The organism is Pararhodospirillum photometricum DSM 122, from assembly GCF_000284415.1.
Classification (GTDB): domain Bacteria; phylum Pseudomonadota; class Alphaproteobacteria; order Rhodospirillales; family Rhodospirillaceae; genus Pararhodospirillum; species Pararhodospirillum photometricum.
The window spans coordinates 3,336,843-3,350,507 of the sequence record NC_017059.1; the positions used below are offsets into that span (position 1 = coordinate 3,336,843).

Below are 13,665 nucleotides of genomic sequence, written 5' to 3' on the forward strand. Positions count from 1 at the left end.
GGGATCGCTTCCCGGTCGGTGTTGCCCGGTGCGGGAGTGCGGCTCGGGCCTCAAAATCACGTCGGGGAAGGCCCGCGAAGGCAGGTCGAAAACCCAGAAGTAAAGTCGATGGGCCGATTATTCCCGATTTTTGTGTCCAGGACAAGCCCCTTCGCGGGATCTTTTTGTTAAAAGGACGGGGTGATCCACGCGACGGTGTCAGGCCTCTTGACCGGGGGCATCGGGGCCTGATCTAGGGGAGAGGATTTTCTGTCCCTTGGGGAGTTTCCGCATGAGCGATGCCCTGACGCCCGACGCCCTGTTTTTTGCCGAGGGTGGCCTTGATCCCGACCAGACGGCCCGGTTGGTGGCCCACGCCCTGGAGGGGGCCGACGATGGCGAGTTGTTCTTGGAGCGGCGCCATGGCGAAAGCCTGTCGCTGGAGGATGGCAAGATCCGCCAAGCCGGGTACGACAGCTCCCAGGGCTTTGGCCTGCGCGCCGTGAGTGGCGAGGCGGTGGGGTTTGCGCACGCCAGCGTGTTGACGCTGGACAGTCTGGCCCGCGCCGCCGAGACGGTGCGCGCTGTGCGTCAGGGGGCTTCGGGCCGCGTGGCCCTGGCACCGCGTGTGGCGCCCCAGCGGCTTTACACCCCCGACAACCCGCTGGAAGGGGTGCCGTTTGCCGCCAAGGTGGACCTGCTGGCGGCGATGGACGCCTATGCCCGCGACCGGGACCCCCGCGTGGTCCAGGTGATGGCGTCGCTCACCGGCTCGTGGCAGGCGGTGCGCATTGTGCGCGCCGATGGCCCGGGGGCCGGGGACATCCGTCCGTTGGTGCGGCTCAACGTGGCCGTGGTGGTTGAGGACGCGGCCGGGCGGCGGGAAACCGGCTCCCATGGCCTGGGGGGGCGCCTGCTCTATGACGGGGTGATGGTCGAGAGCGTTTGGCAAAAGGCGGTGAACGAGGCCCTGCGCCAAGCCCTGGTCAGTCTGGAGGCCATTGACGCGCCGGCTGGGGAAATGCCCGTGGTGTTGGGGCCGGGTTGGCCCGGGGTGTTGCTGCACGAGGCGATTGGTCACGGCCTGGAGGGCGACGGCAATCGCAAGGGGACCTCGGCGTTTTCCCAAGGGATTGGCCGGCGGATTGCCGCCCCGGGGGTGACCATCGTGGACGACGGCACCGTGCCCGGACGGCGCGGCTCGCTCAATGTCGATGACGAGGGCACGCCGACCGCGCGCACCGTGATCATTGAGGACGGGATCCTGACCGGCTATCTGCAAGACCGCCTCAACGCCCGCCTGATGGGCATGGCACCGACGGGGAATGGCCGGCGCCAGTCGCACGCCCATGTGCCGCTGCCGCGCATGACCAACACCTTCATGCTGGCCGGGACGGACGCGCCGGCCGACATCATCGCCTCGGTCAAGAAGGGGCTCTATGCCGTTAACTTTGGCGGCGGGCAGGTCGATACCACCTCGGGCAAGTTCGTGTTCAGCGCCTCCGAGGCCTACCTGATCGAAAACGGCCGCCTGGGGGCGCCGGTCAAGGGCGCGACCCTGATCGGCAACGGCCCGGATGTGCTGACCCATGTCTCGATGATTGGCAACGACCTTGCCTTGGATCCGGGCATTGGCACCTGCGGCAAGGAAGGCCAGGGCGTCCCGGTGGGTGTCGGCCAACCCACCCTCAAGGTCGATCTCCTGACCGTCGGCGGCACCGCCGAAGCCGCCTAAAAGAACGTGGGGCTTGGGGAGGCCGCGCCTCCCCACCCTTCTAAAAAACCACCCGGGTCACAATCAAACCAACACACAAACACCCACACAACACCACCTGAAACCCGGCTGTCCTCTTCAAACAGAGGTTAAACACGCAGGGATCCTCGGCCTGCCAAAACGCCCGGATCGCCTTGCGGGCCAACGGCACACACGCCAAAACGGCCAAGCCCCCCCACAAGACGGGCGTCGAGAGAGCCATCAGGCCAACAGAGGCCACCGCGCCCCCCATAAACCACGCATACAGCCGATTGATCCCCGGACGCTCCAAACGGATGGCCAGGGTGCGCCGCCCCGCCCGGGTGTCGCCTTCGCGGTCGCGGGTGTTGTTGACCAACAAGACCGCCGCCGCCGTCAGACCGACGCCCAGGCCCAGGAGCAGGGCGGCCAGGGTGACGGTGCCGGTGATCAGGAAGGTCATGCCGGCCACGGCGACAAGGCCGAAAAACAAGGTGACGAACACCTCGCCGAACGGGCCGCGGGCAATTGGCCAGGGCCCGGCCGAGTAGGCGTAGCCGGCCAGCAACGAGGCGAGACCGGCCAGCAAGATGGGCCAGCCGCCCTTGACCACCAGCACGAGACCGCACAGGAAGGCAAAGCCGAACACGAGATGGGCGGCTCGCTGCACCGTCTGGGCGCTGACCCAGCCCGCTTGCACGACACGCAACGGCCCTTTGCGGTCGGGCTGGTCGGTACCATCCAGGCTGTCGGCGGCATCGTTGTGGAGATTGGTGGCGATCTGGATGGCCACAGCGGTCAACAGCGCGGCCACGCTGACCCCAAGGGCGGTCTGGCCCGTTTCGGCCCAGGCAAGAACGATACCGGCCAGAATCGGCGAGGCGGAGAGAGGCAAGGTGTGGGGGCGGGCTGCGAGGGTCCAGACACGAAGCCAGGAAGGCCGGGGCCGCGACGGGTGCATGGCAAAGTCCGATAAGGGTCAGGGGAACAAGAACAACAGGGCTCAGGCGGGGCGCTGGCCGCTGTGAATGGCGGCAATACCGAGAAACAGGTTTTCCCAGGTCACGCCAACGAAGCCGGTGGCTTCCATCATGCCTTTCAGGGTCCGCTGGTCGGGGAAGGCGCGGATGGATTCCACCAGATAGTCGTAAGCCTCAGGCCGGCCCGAGACGAAGGCGGCGATGCGGGGGATGACGTGGCGGGAATACCACGCATAGGGCGTGGCCAGCGGCTGATGGGGGGTCGAGAACTCCAAGCACAGGAAGCGGCCGCCGGGCTTGAGCACGCGCAGCGCCTCGCGCAGGGCGGCATCGCGGTCGGTCATGTTGCGAAAGCCGAAGCTGACGGTGATCAGGTCGAAGCTGGCATCGGGAAAGGGCAGAGCCTCGCCGGCACCGGCACTCCAGGTGATGGCCGGGGTCGGGGTGCGGGCGCGGCCTACCGTCATCATGCCGAGCGAGGGGTCGCAGACCACCACCGACCAGCCCCGGTCGGCCAGGGCGCGGGCGATATCGCCGGTGCCGCCGGCCAGATCGAGGGCCCGTCCCCCGGCGGGTGCCGGCCCGGCCACGGTGGCGAAGCGTCGCTTCCACCAACGATGGGTGCCGCCGCTCATCAGGTCGTTCATCAGGTCGTAGCGCGCGGCCACCATGTTGAACATGGTCTGGATGCGGGTGAAATGACGTTGGGGATCGGAGCGGTCGGACTCGGGGAGCGTGGGGGTGAACTCGGACACGGCGGGTCCTCCTGGGGGCGGGAAGAGAAGGCTGGGGAGGCTGGCCTCCCCAGACCCCTCACAACGTTTTCGCGGGGTCTGGGGAGGCCGCGCCTCCCCAGCTTTTCTTTCCTACGGACTGTCGTCGAAAAAAGCCGCAACCGCCGGATCGGCCCGCAAGAAGGCCCAATCGGCCTCAGTCGGCAGACGGGGCCGGTCGCGCTCGACGTTCACCAGACACAAAAAGCCCAGCGGCTCGGCATCGGCGCGAAACTGGTGCCAGGTGTGGGGGGCGATGAACACCAGATCATGCCCCGCAACGGCGCGCACCTCGGGATAGACCAAGACGCGGCCGCGACCGCGCAGGATCATCACGGCGTGGGCGTGCTCGTGGCTTTCCAAGGTCGTGTGGCCGCCGGCCTCGACCTCGAAATAGCGCAATTCGCCCTGAAGGGCCGGATGGTGAAACAGAACCTGCCGCGAGACCGCCTTGAACGGGGCCTCGCCGGTTTCCTTGTAGGGCAGGAAGTCCACGCCCTGCCAGCGGAAGGGCGCATCCTGCGAGCGTACGCGGGCCGGGTCTGTCGTGGGGGTCTCGCTCATGCGACCTCCTCGGCGCCCGGCCCCGGGGGGGCGGGCAAGGCGGCCACGGCTTCGACGAAGGCGCGGGTTTCCTCGGTCAGGCGCTCGCGGGCCAGCAGGAGACCACCGCCAATCAGCAAGATCACGTCGGCGCCGTAGCACTCGACCATTTCCGGGACCCGGTCTTGGGTCATGCCGCCGGCCGGCACCGGCACGGCGCCCTTGAGGCCGCCCCAGGGCTTGGTGGCGTTGCGGGCGATGGCGCGGCAGGTCTCGCGGGTGAAGCCGAAGCGTCCGCCGTGGTTGGTGTAGATCACCGCATCCGCCCCCAGGAGGCGGAACAGCTTGCCGTGCAGGAAGGCCGGGGCGATGCGCGAGGCGCCGGTCATGGTCGGGTGGGAGAAGAAGGCCGTGGTCGGGTTTTCACGCACCAAGGTATGGAAGGTGGAGAAACCGGCGATCATCGGCGCGATCATGAAGGTATCGAGCCCCTCGGCCTGCCCCAGGCGGATCTGGGCGCGCATCTGGTCGAGGTTGCCGTTGAGGCTGGGCAGGTAGCGGGTCTTGAAGCCGGTGCGGGCGTTGCTCTCGCGCACGGCCCGGGCGATGGCCGGGACCCGCTCGGCATAGGGGCTGAAGGCCTGATCGGCGTGGCCGTGGTCGTCCTTGATGAAGTCGGGGCCGGCGTCGGCGAAGCGCCGGGCAAGATCGGCCAGCCGGGCGACCGGCAAGCCCTGGGGCTTGAGGGCGCCGCAGGTCATCGCCCGGCCCGGGGCCTTGTCGGCACGCAAGCCTTCGAGACCGACGTTGGGGCCTTTGAAGGCCGCGAACACTTCCTCGGGGAACTCGGCATCCCACAAGACGGTATCGTCTTGGATCGAGGTGTTGCCGTAGAGCATGTTGATGAGCTGGCCCGCTTCCAGGCCGGTGGTCTCGACCGCAAGGCCGATGCGCACCTCGTAGACGCCCTGGCCCAGGTCGGTGATGGACTGGACCTGACCGACGATCTCCTCAAGGACGCGAGGGTCGTCGATGGCGGCCAGCGGCATCTCGACGCTTTGCTCGACGGCGATGCCCTGAGCCCGGCTTTCAATGGTCGCCGCGGTGGCGGTCACATGGTAAATTGCCGTAATTCTGGATGTCATCCCTAGGCCCAATCCCGGATCTGGACTCGAAGGTCGGCAAGGTAGCCCGGTTTGCGCGCCCCGGGCAACGGTCCCTTTCGGGGGAAGGAGGGCGTGACATCAGGCGAGGAACAAGAGAGGTCCGAGGAGGCCCACTTCCCCGGCCGGCTCCTGTGTTGGCCTCGCCAAAAGGGTGGACCCCGCAGCGCTTAGGAAGGACCGTCATGACCGGACTCATCGCCGATATCGGCGCCACCAATGCCCGCTTCGCCCTCACGGCCAACGGCGGCTGGCGCGACGAGCGGATCTTCCCCTGTGACGACTTCCCCGATTTTGTCGCCGCTGCCCGCGCCTACCTCGACGCCACGCTGACGCCTTCCGAGCCCCGGCCAACCCGAGCCGCCGCCTGCCTGCCCGGTCCGGTTGAGGGGGATCAGGTGTCGGTGACCAATCGCCCCACATGGTCGTTCTCCCGGGGCGAGACCGCCGCCGCCCTGGGGCTGGAAGCGTTCACTGTGGTCAACGACTTTGTGGCCAATGCCCTGGCCGTGCCCCACCTGCCGGCGGCGTCGCTGGTGCGGCTTGACGAGACCCAGGCCCCTTACACGCCGGGTGCGCCGGTGGCGGTGCTGGGCCCGGGAACTGGCCTCGGGGTGGCGGTTTTGCTGCCCGGGGGGCGCGAGGCCCTGGCGACCGAGGGCGGGCATGTCACCTTGGCCGCCACCACCCGGCGCGAGGCCCAGGTGATTGCCGCCCTGGCCGAGGCCTTTGGCCATGTCTCGGCCGAGCGGGCGGTGTCGGGGCCGGGTCTTGTCAATCTAGCCGCCGCCGTGCGCCGCCTTGCGGGCCTGCCCGCCGTGCGCCGCCTTGCGGGCCTGCCCGCCGTGCCCAACGAGCAGCCGGCCGACGTGATGACCGACGGGATCAACGGCCGCTGTCCGGTGCGGGCCGAGGCGGTGTCGCTGTTTTTTGCCTTTCTGGGCACGGTGGCGGGCAATCTGGTGCTCTCGACCGGGGCCTGGGGGGGGGTGTGGCTGATGGGGGGGATTTTGCCGCGCTGCGTCGAACCCCTCAAGGCCTCGCCGTTTGTCCGGCGTCTTGCCGGCAAGGGCCGCTTTCAAGACCGTCTGGAGGCGGTGCCCCGGGTGTTGGTGGCCCATCCCTATCCTGCCTTCGTCGGCCTTGCCGGGCTTGTTGACCAGCCATGACGCCCGCCGCCCTGGACCGGCTGGGGGCCTGCCCCGCTTGCGATACCGTGTATCTGCGCACCGAGATCGCTCCCGGGGCGAGCGCCCATTGTCTGCGCTGCGGCAGCCGTCTTTATACCCGCTCCCGGTTCTCCCCCTCGCAGATGCTGGCCTTGGTGCTGGGGGCCCTGATCCTGGGGGGCATCGCCAACACCACCCCCATCGTCGAGATCCAGTTTCGCGGGCTGGCCAGTTCCACCACTTTGATCGGCGCCATTGTCTTGTTGGTCGAGGAGGGGGAGCCGCTGGTGGGGATGCTGGCGGCGCTGACCACCGTGGTTTTTCCCGTGCTGGATCTGGGCTTGCTGGCGGCGGTGCTGCTGGGCTGGAGTCGTGGCGAGCGGCCGGTCTGGTTTGCTCCGGCCTTGCGCCTGATCCTGGCCTTGCGGCCCTGGGGCATGGTCGAGGTGTTCATGCTGGGGGTGCTGGTCGCCTTGGTCAAGCTATCGGCCCAGACCCAGATCCTGCCCGGTCCGGCGCTGTGGGCCTTTGCCGCGCTGACCGTGCTTTTGGTGCCGATCCTGACCTTTGACCCCCGCTTCTTGTGGAACCGGGCGGGGGAGGCGGGAGCGTCTTCCTCCGGGGAGGCCGCGCCGTCTCCCCAGGCGCCGCCGGCCTTGGTGTCGGCCCGGGCTGCCGGTCTGGTGGCCTGCGAGACGTGTGGCCAACTGCATCCCCGGGCCCATGTCGGCCCGTGCACGCGCTGCCACGCGCCCATACACCCGCGCAAGCCCGCCAGCCTTCAGCGGGTTGGCGCCCTGCTGCTGGGGGCGGTGATTTTGTATGTTCCGGCCAATTTGCTCCCGGTAATGCAAACAACGACCCTCAAGGGGGAAAAAAGGGATACCATCCTGAGCGGGGTGGTCTATTTTTGGGAGACGGGATCGCCGGAACTGGCCATCCTGATCTTTAGTGTCAGTGTTCTGATTCCCTTGGTAAAGATGGCGGCGTTGGCCTTCTTGATCACCTCGACGCATCGGCGCTGGGCCGGGCGGCGCCATACCCGCTTGCGTCTGTTCGCCCTCGTCGATGCCATTGGCCGCTGGTCCATGCTCGACGTGTTCGTGGTCACCTTGATGGTCGGCTTGGTCCGCTTTCAGGCCCTGGCCCGCATTGAGGCTGGTCCCGGCGCGGCGGCGTTCGGGGCAGTGGTGATCCTCACCATGCTGGCCGTCCACAGCTTTGATCCCCGGTTGATGTGGGATCCCGACGAGACCGACCATGGCCCCTGATGACTTTTCTGTGCCCACCGCCGTCCAGCCCGATGTCCGCCCGCCCCGGCGTTGGCGGGTCTCCTGGGTGTGGAGCGTGCCCGTTCTGGCCGCCTTGGTCGGCCTGTCCCTGCTTTACAAAACCGTGATTGATCGGGGCCCCAGCATCGTGGTGACCTTCCAGGCCGCCACGGGGATCGAAGCCGGCAAGACCCGGGTCAAGGTCAAGGATGTGGAAATCGGTCAGGTCACTGCGGTGCATCTGGCCCCCGACCGTTCCCATGTTGAGGTCATGATTGAACTGGCCAAGGAAGCCCGCTCGTTCACCGCCCGCGACAGCCGCTTTTGGGTGGTGCGCCCGCGCTTTGCCGGCTCGGGCATTTCGGGTCTGGAGACCCTGATGTCGGGGGCCTACATCGCCGCCGAGGGCGGACGGGCCAGCGACACCGCCGAGCGTTTCACCGGCCTGGAAACGCCCCCGGTGATCGCGACCGACCTGCCGGGGCGGCGCTTTCAATTGGAGGCCGAGGACTCCGGCTCCCTTGATGTTGGCGCGCCCGTGTTTTTCCGGCGCCTGCCGGTCGGGCAGGTCGAGGGCGTGGTCCTCAACCCCCGGGGGCGCGGGGTGAGCATTGGCATCTTCGTCCACGCCCCTTATGACCGGTTCGTGACCGTTGGCACCCGCTTTTGGCATGCAAGCGGTATTGATTTTAGCTTGGATGCCCGGGGGCTGCGGGTCGATACCCAATCCCTGGCCGCCATCTTGATGGGGGGCATCGCCTTCGAGACCCCTGACGATCCCGGGGCCGACGACTTCATCTCCGAGGGGGCCTCCTTCCCGCTGTCGCGCAACCGGTCGAGCGCCTTGGAGCCGGTCCACGAGGGGGCCTTTAGCGTCCTCATGCGCTTCAATCAGTCGGTGCGTGGCCTCGAGGTCGGCGCGCCCCTGGATTTGCGCGGCGTCGAGGTCGGTCGGGTCAAGGCCATTCGGCTGGTCTACGAGCCCCGAAGCCGCGATTTCGTGCCGGTGGTCGAGGGCGAGATCTATCCCGACCAGTTGGAAACCCTGGCCGGCGGCGCCCGCGACCTGCTGGCCCACGGCACCGAAAGTCTGGCCCAGCAGATCGACCACGGCCTGCGCGCCCAACTGCGCTCGGACAGCCTGCTGACCGGCAAGCTGTTCGTGGCCGTCGATTTCTTCCCCGACGCCCCCCCGGGTGGCCTACGATCCCAAGGCCGACCCGCCGGAACTGCCCACGGTCAAGGGCGACATGCAGGAGATCACCCAGCAGATTCAAGCCGTGCTGCGCAAGGTCAGTAAGATCCCCTTCGATACCCTGGGGGAGGATGCGCACGTCTTGATGACCACCTTGAATGCGACGGTGGCGCGCTTGGACACCACCTTGGCCCGCACCGACAAGGCCGTGCTGCCCGAGGTGCGTGACGCCTTGCGCGAACTACGCCAGACGATCGAGGCCCTGCGCGGTGCCACTTCCCCCGATGCCCCCCTGCAACAGGACTTGCGCCAGACCCTCCAGGGCCTGGGCGACGCCGCGCGGGCCTTGCGCACCCTAGCCGATACCGTTGAGTCCCAGCCCGAATCCCTTCTGCGCGGCCGCCGGGAGTCCAACTGATGACCTTTCGCCCTTTCTTGCTTGTTTCCCTGGTGGTGGCCCTGCTTGGGGCCTGCGCCGAGTCGCCGCCGCGCCGCCTCCACGTGCTGGCGGCCGACTTTCCCCCAGCGACCGGGGGCGAGGCTCGGGTGTTGGTCGAACTGCTGCCCGTGGTCTTTCCCGAGCGTCTGAACCGCCTCGATCTCGTTCTCGAGCCGAGCGGCGCGCCCTTGAGCGTGCGCGAGAGCGAGCGCTGGGCCGCTCCCTTGCCCGATGAAATGCGCCAGATCCTGGCCGATGCCCTGTGGGCGGGGCTCGGCGCCCAAGATGTCTACCGAGCGCCCGTCGATCCCCGCTCGACCCGGCTGCCCTTGCTGCGCCTCGCCGTGCGGATCGAGCGCTTCGAGGCGGGCGATCAGGCGCGGGTCGAAGCGTCCTGGACCGTCCGCCGCCTGCCCGATGGCCCGCCGCTGGCGTGCCGCCGTCTCGTGGAAACCCCCGTGAGCGCTCCCACCGCCGACGCCGCCGTGGCCGCCTTGGGGCGGAGTGCCGGGCAGATCGCGATCCTCCTTGCCGCCAGCCTTGATGCCTTTACCCGGGGCGAGGGAGGAGCGTGTGAGGCCGAGCCGCGGCGGTAAGAAAGAGAAGGCTGGGGAGGCGCGGTCTCCCCCAGGTATCTCGTTTTGCGTGTCACAAGGAGGTTTTATGATCGCCCAGTTGCTCCCCCTGGGGTTGGCGTTCATCATGTTTTCCATCGGTCTTGGGCTGACCCTCCAGGACTTCACCCGGGTGTTCCGCTTGCCGGTGCCGCTGGGGGTCGGGCTGCTCAACCAGATGGTAGTGTTGCCGCTCTTGGCGGTGGGGCTGGTCGCGCTGTACGACGGCCGTCCCGATTTTGCCCTGGGCTTGATCCTGATTGCCGCCTGCCCGGGGGGGATCAGCTCCAATCTCCTCACCATGCTGGCCGGGGGCAGTGCGGCCCTGTCCATTTCCATGACCGCGATCACCAGCATGGCCAGTCTGCTGACCTTGCCGCTGATCGTCGGCGTGGCGCAAAGTGTGGTGCTGGGCCAAAGCCACGAGGTCACCATGCCCTTGGGCCAGGTTCTGGGCAGCGTGTTCGGCGTGTCCGGGGTGCCCATGGCGCTGGGCATGCTCCTGCGTCACCGCGGGCCCGCCCTGGCCGCCCGTCTGCGTCCCTGGTGCCACCGGTTGTCCACCGGCATTTTTGTTGTGATCGTGATCAGCGCCTTTGTCGGGCTGCGCCAGGGCATGATGGATCACGTCGCCGAGATTGGCCCCCTGGTCCTGGCCTTGAACCTGGGCACCATGACCTTGGGCTTGCTCACGGCCGGGGCCTTGCGTCTGGGTCGCGCCGATGGCATTGCTATTACCCTGGAATGTGGCTTGCAAAACGCGGCGTTGGCCATTTTCATTGCGACCTCGGTGCTGGGGCGGCCCGACATGGTGGTTCCCGCCATTCTTTACGCCCTGGTGATGAACTTGACGGCTCTGCCGTTCGTTGCACTCATGCGGCGGCGCACCGTGCTTTCGGAGACTCTCCCATGACCCGCCCCACCTGTTTTGTTCTTGTTCATGGTGCGTGGCATGGGGGCTGGTGCTGGGAACGAGTTGTCGCCCTGCTGCGGGCCCGGGGCCATCAGGTGACGGCCCCCACCTTGACCGGTTTGGGCGAGCGCTCCCATCTCCTCGCCCCAGGGATTACCCTCGCGGTCTTCGTCAACGATATCGTCAACCATCTGATCTGGGAGAGCCTGACCGACGTCGTGCTGGTCGGGCACAGCTTCGGCGGGGCGGTCATCAGCGGCGTGGCCGACCGCGTGCCCGAGCGCTTGCGTCACTTGGTGTTTCTGGATGCCCACATCCTGGAAAGCGACGAAACCACCTTCGACCGCATGGATCCCGATATCGTCAACACCCGTATCCTGGCCGCCGCGCGCGCTAGCGGCGGGGTGAGCCTGCCGGTGCCCCCCGCCCGGGCTTTCGGCGTGCGCGATCCCGAAGCTGCCGCCTGGATCGAGGCCCGCATGACCCCCCATCCCCTCGACAGCTATCGCTCCAGCGTCTCGTTGTCGCGCCCGGTCGGGGCCGGCGTGCCTCTGTCTTATGTGGTGTGCAGCGATCCCTTGTATGGCCCCCTCGAGATCTCGCGGGCACGGGTGCGCAGCTATGGGTGGCCGATCGTCGATCTGCCCACCGGCCACGATGCCATGGTCACCGCTCCCCAGGGGCTCGCCGAGACCTTGGAGCAAATCGTCGGCTAGCTGCCGCAGGGGGAAAGGCGGGGGGGCCGCTTCTTCCGCCGACAGTCCCGTCAAAGCCACCCCGGCACGATCCCAAGGTGTTCGGGCAGCGCCGTGACGCCCGGCAAGGCGCGGGCGCGGGCCGCGCTCAGGGCGATTTCGGCACAGGCGCCGGCATCGCTGGCCGCGTTGTGGTGATGCAGCCGGATGCCGAGGTGGCCGGCGACGTCGGGCAGACGGTGGTGGGGCAGGGCGGGCCAGACGTGGCGGGCGACCTTGACCGTGCACAACGAGCGCACGGTGGGCCGGGGCAGGCCGTACACCTCCAAGATGGCCCGCAGCACGCTCATGTCGAAGGCCGCGTTGTGGGCCAAGAGCAGCGCTCCGCCGAGATGTGGGGCGATCTCCCGCCAGATTTCGGGAAATTCGGGCTTGTCCACGACCATCTCGGGCCGAATGCCGTGGATTGAGATGGCGAAGGGGTCAAAACGCAGCTCGGGGGGGCGGATCAAACGGTGGGCGGTGTGAACCACCCGGTCGTTGGCGACCCAGGCCAAGCCCACAGCACAGGCGCTGGCGCGGCTGGTGCTGGCCGTTTCAAAGTCGATGGCGATGGCCGACACCGCGCCCACCTCGTCCGGGCGGGGGATGGGGGTTTCGGGGATGCCGGCACCTGAGCGTTTCATGGCTCTGCTCCCGCCGCTGCGCCTTTACTCTTTAACGGAGTGAGGGGTCTGGGGAGGCCTGCCTCCCCAGCCTTCTCTGTGAACGAAAACCCGGATCAGTCACGGCAGACGCCGTTCGTCTTTGTCTTTTCGGGAAAAGCGGTGCCCACTTTTCCCTGACAAACTTAGCGCTCAGGCATGCCCGGAAGAAAGGGCTCGCCAAAGCCATGAACCGGCTTGTCGGCCCCCACCGAGACCAACTCGGCCACGTCCAGGAGTTGGCCGCGCAGCATGGGCCACGTGAGGCGCACAGTTTCCCCCTTGGCCCGGATCAGCAACACCCCGCCCAGGGGCTCGAAGGCGCGGTCGAGGAGGCCGTGATGGCGATCGCGCAGGCCTTCTAGCAAGCGGATCTCCTCGACCTCGGTCCAGATGAAGCGGTGGCGCCGCAGGGGCGGCACGAACAGCCCGAAGATCTCTCCCGGGGCTTGCAGGCGTACGCCGGCCAGACTGACCTCAATGCGCAGCACCGCGTGGCCCCAGGCCTGCCCCCCCAGGCCCAGGGTCGGCAGCAGGAGCACGGGCAGCCAGGGCAGGGCCCGCGCCCCTCCCACCCCGAGGATCCCCAGGGCGACGAGGCCAAACAAGGCCGCCGTGACGCCATACGCCCACGCCGAGGCAAGGCGCCCCGGAATCACCAAGGGGGTGACACCAGGGCGTGACCGCCGGGCAGGGGCGGCGGGAGGGCGGGGCGAGGGCGGCACGTCAGCGGTCCTGGGCCAGTTCGGTTTCTTGCGGTCCCAGCAGGTGGCGCGACAGCCGGCGCTCCATCAGGCGCAGGGCCCGGGTGAGCAAGGCCACCAGCACCAGATAAATGACGCCCGCCGTCACGAAGGCCTCCAGAGGGGCGTAATGCCGGGCATAGAGGTTGCGTGCCACCCCGGTGATGTCGAGCAAGGTGATGGTCGAAGCGAGGGCGCTGCCCTTGACCATCAGGATCATTTCGTTGCCATAGGCGGGCAGACCGATTTGGAAGGCGCGCGGGAGAATGATGCGGCGGATCAAAAGCCAGCCGCGCATGCCGATCGCCTGCGCCGCCTCAACCTCGCCGCGCGGGATAGCCTGGATGGCCCCGCGCAGGATTTCGGCCGAATACGCTCCCGTGTTGAGGGAGAAGGCAATGATGGCGCACCAGTAGGGCTCGCGCAAGACGGACCAGAGAATCGGACTGTGGCGCACCCAAGACAACGTGGAGAGGCCATAGTAGACTAGGGCGATCTGGATGAGGAGCGGCGTGCCCCGAAAAAAGAAAATATACGCATACGGGACCGCTCGCACCGCTGCCAAGGGATGCACCCGCAACAACGCCGTGGGAATGGCAATAAAAAAGCCGATAAACACCGCCAGGGCCACCAACGACAAGGTGACGGGAAGGCCCTGCATGAGCATGCGGGGCAGAAAATCGGCGATCAGATCGACTCTCATGATCCCTCTCCGCCCAGGACTCTCTCTTGAGGCATGACACCACGGTCCC

The 13,665-nt window shown here is 67.6% G+C and carries 15 protein-coding genes; 8 read left to right on the top strand and 7 right to left on the bottom strand.

Annotation, left to right across the window (positions count from 1 at the left end; genetic code table 11):
• Positions 1 to 271: 271 nt before the first annotated feature.
• Complete coding sequence (gene tldD, locus RSPPHO_RS14880) at positions 272 to 1,714, top strand: metalloprotease TldD (protein WP_041795741.1); 1,443 nt, start codon at positions 272 to 274, stop codon at positions 1,712 to 1,714.
• 40 nt (positions 1,715 to 1,754) lie between these two features.
• Here tldD and menA read toward each other — a convergent pair whose 3' ends face one another.
• From menA to RSPPHO_RS14900, 4 genes are all read right to left on the bottom strand, one after another.
• Positions 1,755 to 2,672 (bottom strand): 1,4-dihydroxy-2-naphthoate octaprenyltransferase, encoded by a 918-nt coding sequence (gene menA, locus RSPPHO_RS14885; RefSeq protein ID WP_014416041.1) that lies wholly within the window; start codon positions 2,670 to 2,672, stop codon positions 1,755 to 1,757.
• A gap of 42 nt (positions 2,673 to 2,714) precedes the next feature.
• Complete coding sequence (locus tag RSPPHO_RS14890) at positions 2,715 to 3,446, bottom strand: class I SAM-dependent methyltransferase (protein WP_014416042.1); 732 nt, start codon at positions 3,444 to 3,446, stop codon at positions 2,715 to 2,717.
• Positions 3,447 to 3,557: 111 nt separating this feature from the next.
• On the bottom strand, positions 3,558 to 4,028 hold the full coding sequence (locus RSPPHO_RS14895; protein WP_041795744.1) for a cupin domain-containing protein: 471 nt from the start codon (positions 4,026 to 4,028) through the stop codon (positions 3,558 to 3,560).
• Complete coding sequence (locus RSPPHO_RS14900; protein ID WP_041795746.1) at positions 4,025 to 5,152, bottom strand: RuBisCO large subunit C-terminal-like domain-containing protein; 1,128 nt, start codon at positions 5,150 to 5,152, stop codon at positions 4,025 to 4,027. Before RSPPHO_RS14900 ends, RSPPHO_RS14895 begins: the two co-directional genes overlap by 4 nt.
• A gap of 203 nt (positions 5,153 to 5,355) precedes the next feature.
• On the opposite strand from RSPPHO_RS14900, the gene glk reads away from it, so the two are divergent.
• The 7 genes from glk (at position 5,356) to RSPPHO_RS14930 (ending at position 11,487) form a co-directional block, all read left to right on the top strand.
• Positions 5,356 to 6,339, top strand: coding sequence for a glucokinase (gene glk / locus RSPPHO_RS14905; RefSeq protein ID WP_041795748.1), 984 nt, complete (start codon positions 5,356 to 5,358; stop codon positions 6,337 to 6,339).
• Entirely contained in the window at positions 6,336 to 7,610 is a 1,275-nt protein-coding gene (locus RSPPHO_RS14910; RefSeq protein WP_014416046.1) for a paraquat-inducible protein A, read from the top strand. The genes glk and RSPPHO_RS14910 overlap by 4 nt, the downstream gene beginning before the upstream one ends.
• Positions 7,600 to 8,910, top strand: a complete 1,311-nt coding sequence (locus RSPPHO_RS14915) for a PqiB family protein (RefSeq protein ID WP_014416047.1) — start codon at positions 7,600 to 7,602, stop codon at positions 8,908 to 8,910. Before RSPPHO_RS14910 ends, RSPPHO_RS14915 begins: the two co-directional genes overlap by 11 nt.
• The gene (locus RSPPHO_RS21305; RefSeq protein ID WP_242390517.1) at positions 8,861 to 9,223 is read left to right on the top strand and encodes an MlaD/PqiB family protein; all 363 of its coding nucleotides are present in this window, start codon (positions 8,861 to 8,863) and stop codon (positions 9,221 to 9,223) included. The genes RSPPHO_RS14915 and RSPPHO_RS21305 overlap by 50 nt, the downstream gene beginning before the upstream one ends.
• Positions 9,223 to 9,840, top strand: a complete 618-nt coding sequence (locus tag RSPPHO_RS14920) for a PqiC family protein (protein WP_014416049.1) — start codon at positions 9,223 to 9,225, stop codon at positions 9,838 to 9,840. Before RSPPHO_RS21305 ends, RSPPHO_RS14920 begins: the two co-directional genes overlap by 1 nt.
• 67 nt (positions 9,841 to 9,907) lie before the next feature.
• A complete protein-coding gene (locus RSPPHO_RS18410; RefSeq protein ID WP_041795750.1) occupies positions 9,908 to 10,771 on the top strand; it encodes a bile acid:sodium symporter family protein in 864 nt (287 codons plus the stop codon).
• On the top strand, positions 10,768 to 11,487 hold the full coding sequence (locus RSPPHO_RS14930; protein WP_041795752.1) for an alpha/beta fold hydrolase: 720 nt from the start codon (positions 10,768 to 10,770) through the stop codon (positions 11,485 to 11,487). The genes RSPPHO_RS18410 and RSPPHO_RS14930 overlap by 4 nt, the downstream gene beginning before the upstream one ends.
• Before the next feature lie 50 nt (positions 11,488 to 11,537).
• On the opposite strand, the gene RSPPHO_RS14935 is transcribed toward RSPPHO_RS14930, so the two are convergent.
• From RSPPHO_RS14935 to RSPPHO_RS14945, 3 genes are all read right to left on the bottom strand, one after another.
• Positions 11,538 to 12,152 carry a 3'-5' exonuclease gene (locus RSPPHO_RS14935; RefSeq protein WP_014416052.1) on the bottom strand — a complete coding sequence of 205 codons (615 nt, stop codon included), beginning with the start codon at positions 12,150 to 12,152 and terminating at the stop codon, positions 11,538 to 11,540.
• 164 nt (positions 12,153 to 12,316) lie between these two features.
• Positions 12,317 to 12,895, bottom strand: a complete 579-nt coding sequence (locus tag RSPPHO_RS14940; RefSeq protein WP_014416053.1) for a hypothetical protein — start codon at positions 12,893 to 12,895, stop codon at positions 12,317 to 12,319.
• A 1-nt stretch (position 12,896) separates the two neighbouring features.
• Positions 12,897 to 13,616 (bottom strand): ABC transporter permease, encoded by a 720-nt coding sequence (locus RSPPHO_RS14945; protein WP_014416054.1) that lies wholly within the window; start codon positions 13,614 to 13,616, stop codon positions 12,897 to 12,899.
• Positions 13,617 to 13,665: the final 49 nt, after the last annotated feature.

What these genes read in the sequence shown, in the direction of transcription:
- tldD (WP_041795741.1), top strand. Translation starts at nt 272, where the DNA reads ATGAGCGATGCCCTGACGCCCGACGCCCTGTTTTTTGCCGAGGGTGGC.
- menA (WP_014416041.1), bottom strand. Translation starts at nt 2,672, where the DNA reads ATGCACCCGTCGCGGCCCCGGCCTTCCTGGCTTCGTGTCTGGACCCTC.
- RSPPHO_RS14895 (WP_041795744.1), bottom strand. Translation starts at nt 4,028, where the DNA reads ATGAGCGAGACCCCCACGACAGACCCGGCCCGCGTACGCTCGCAGGAT.
- RSPPHO_RS14900 (WP_041795746.1), bottom strand. Translation starts at nt 5,152, where the DNA reads ATGACATCCAGAATTACGGCAATTTACCATGTGACCGCCACCGCGGCG.
- glk (WP_041795748.1), top strand. Translation starts at nt 5,356, where the DNA reads ATGACCGGACTCATCGCCGATATCGGCGCCACCAATGCCCGCTTCGCC.
- RSPPHO_RS14910 (WP_014416046.1), top strand. Translation starts at nt 6,336, where the DNA reads ATGACGCCCGCCGCCCTGGACCGGCTGGGGGCCTGCCCCGCTTGCGAT.
- RSPPHO_RS14915 (WP_014416047.1), top strand. Translation starts at nt 7,600, where the DNA reads ATGGCCCCTGATGACTTTTCTGTGCCCACCGCCGTCCAGCCCGATGTC.
- RSPPHO_RS21305 (WP_242390517.1), top strand. Translation starts at nt 8,861, where the DNA reads ATGCAGGAGATCACCCAGCAGATTCAAGCCGTGCTGCGCAAGGTCAGT.
- RSPPHO_RS14920 (WP_014416049.1), top strand. Translation starts at nt 9,223, where the DNA reads ATGACCTTTCGCCCTTTCTTGCTTGTTTCCCTGGTGGTGGCCCTGCTT.
- RSPPHO_RS18410 (WP_041795750.1), top strand. Translation starts at nt 9,908, where the DNA reads ATGATCGCCCAGTTGCTCCCCCTGGGGTTGGCGTTCATCATGTTTTCC.
- RSPPHO_RS14930 (WP_041795752.1), top strand. Translation starts at nt 10,768, where the DNA reads ATGACCCGCCCCACCTGTTTTGTTCTTGTTCATGGTGCGTGGCATGGG.
- RSPPHO_RS14935 (WP_014416052.1), bottom strand. Translation starts at nt 12,152, where the DNA reads ATGAAACGCTCAGGTGCCGGCATCCCCGAAACCCCCATCCCCCGCCCG.
- RSPPHO_RS14945 (WP_014416054.1), bottom strand. Translation starts at nt 13,616, where the DNA reads ATGAGAGTCGATCTGATCGCCGATTTTCTGCCCCGCATGCTCATGCAG.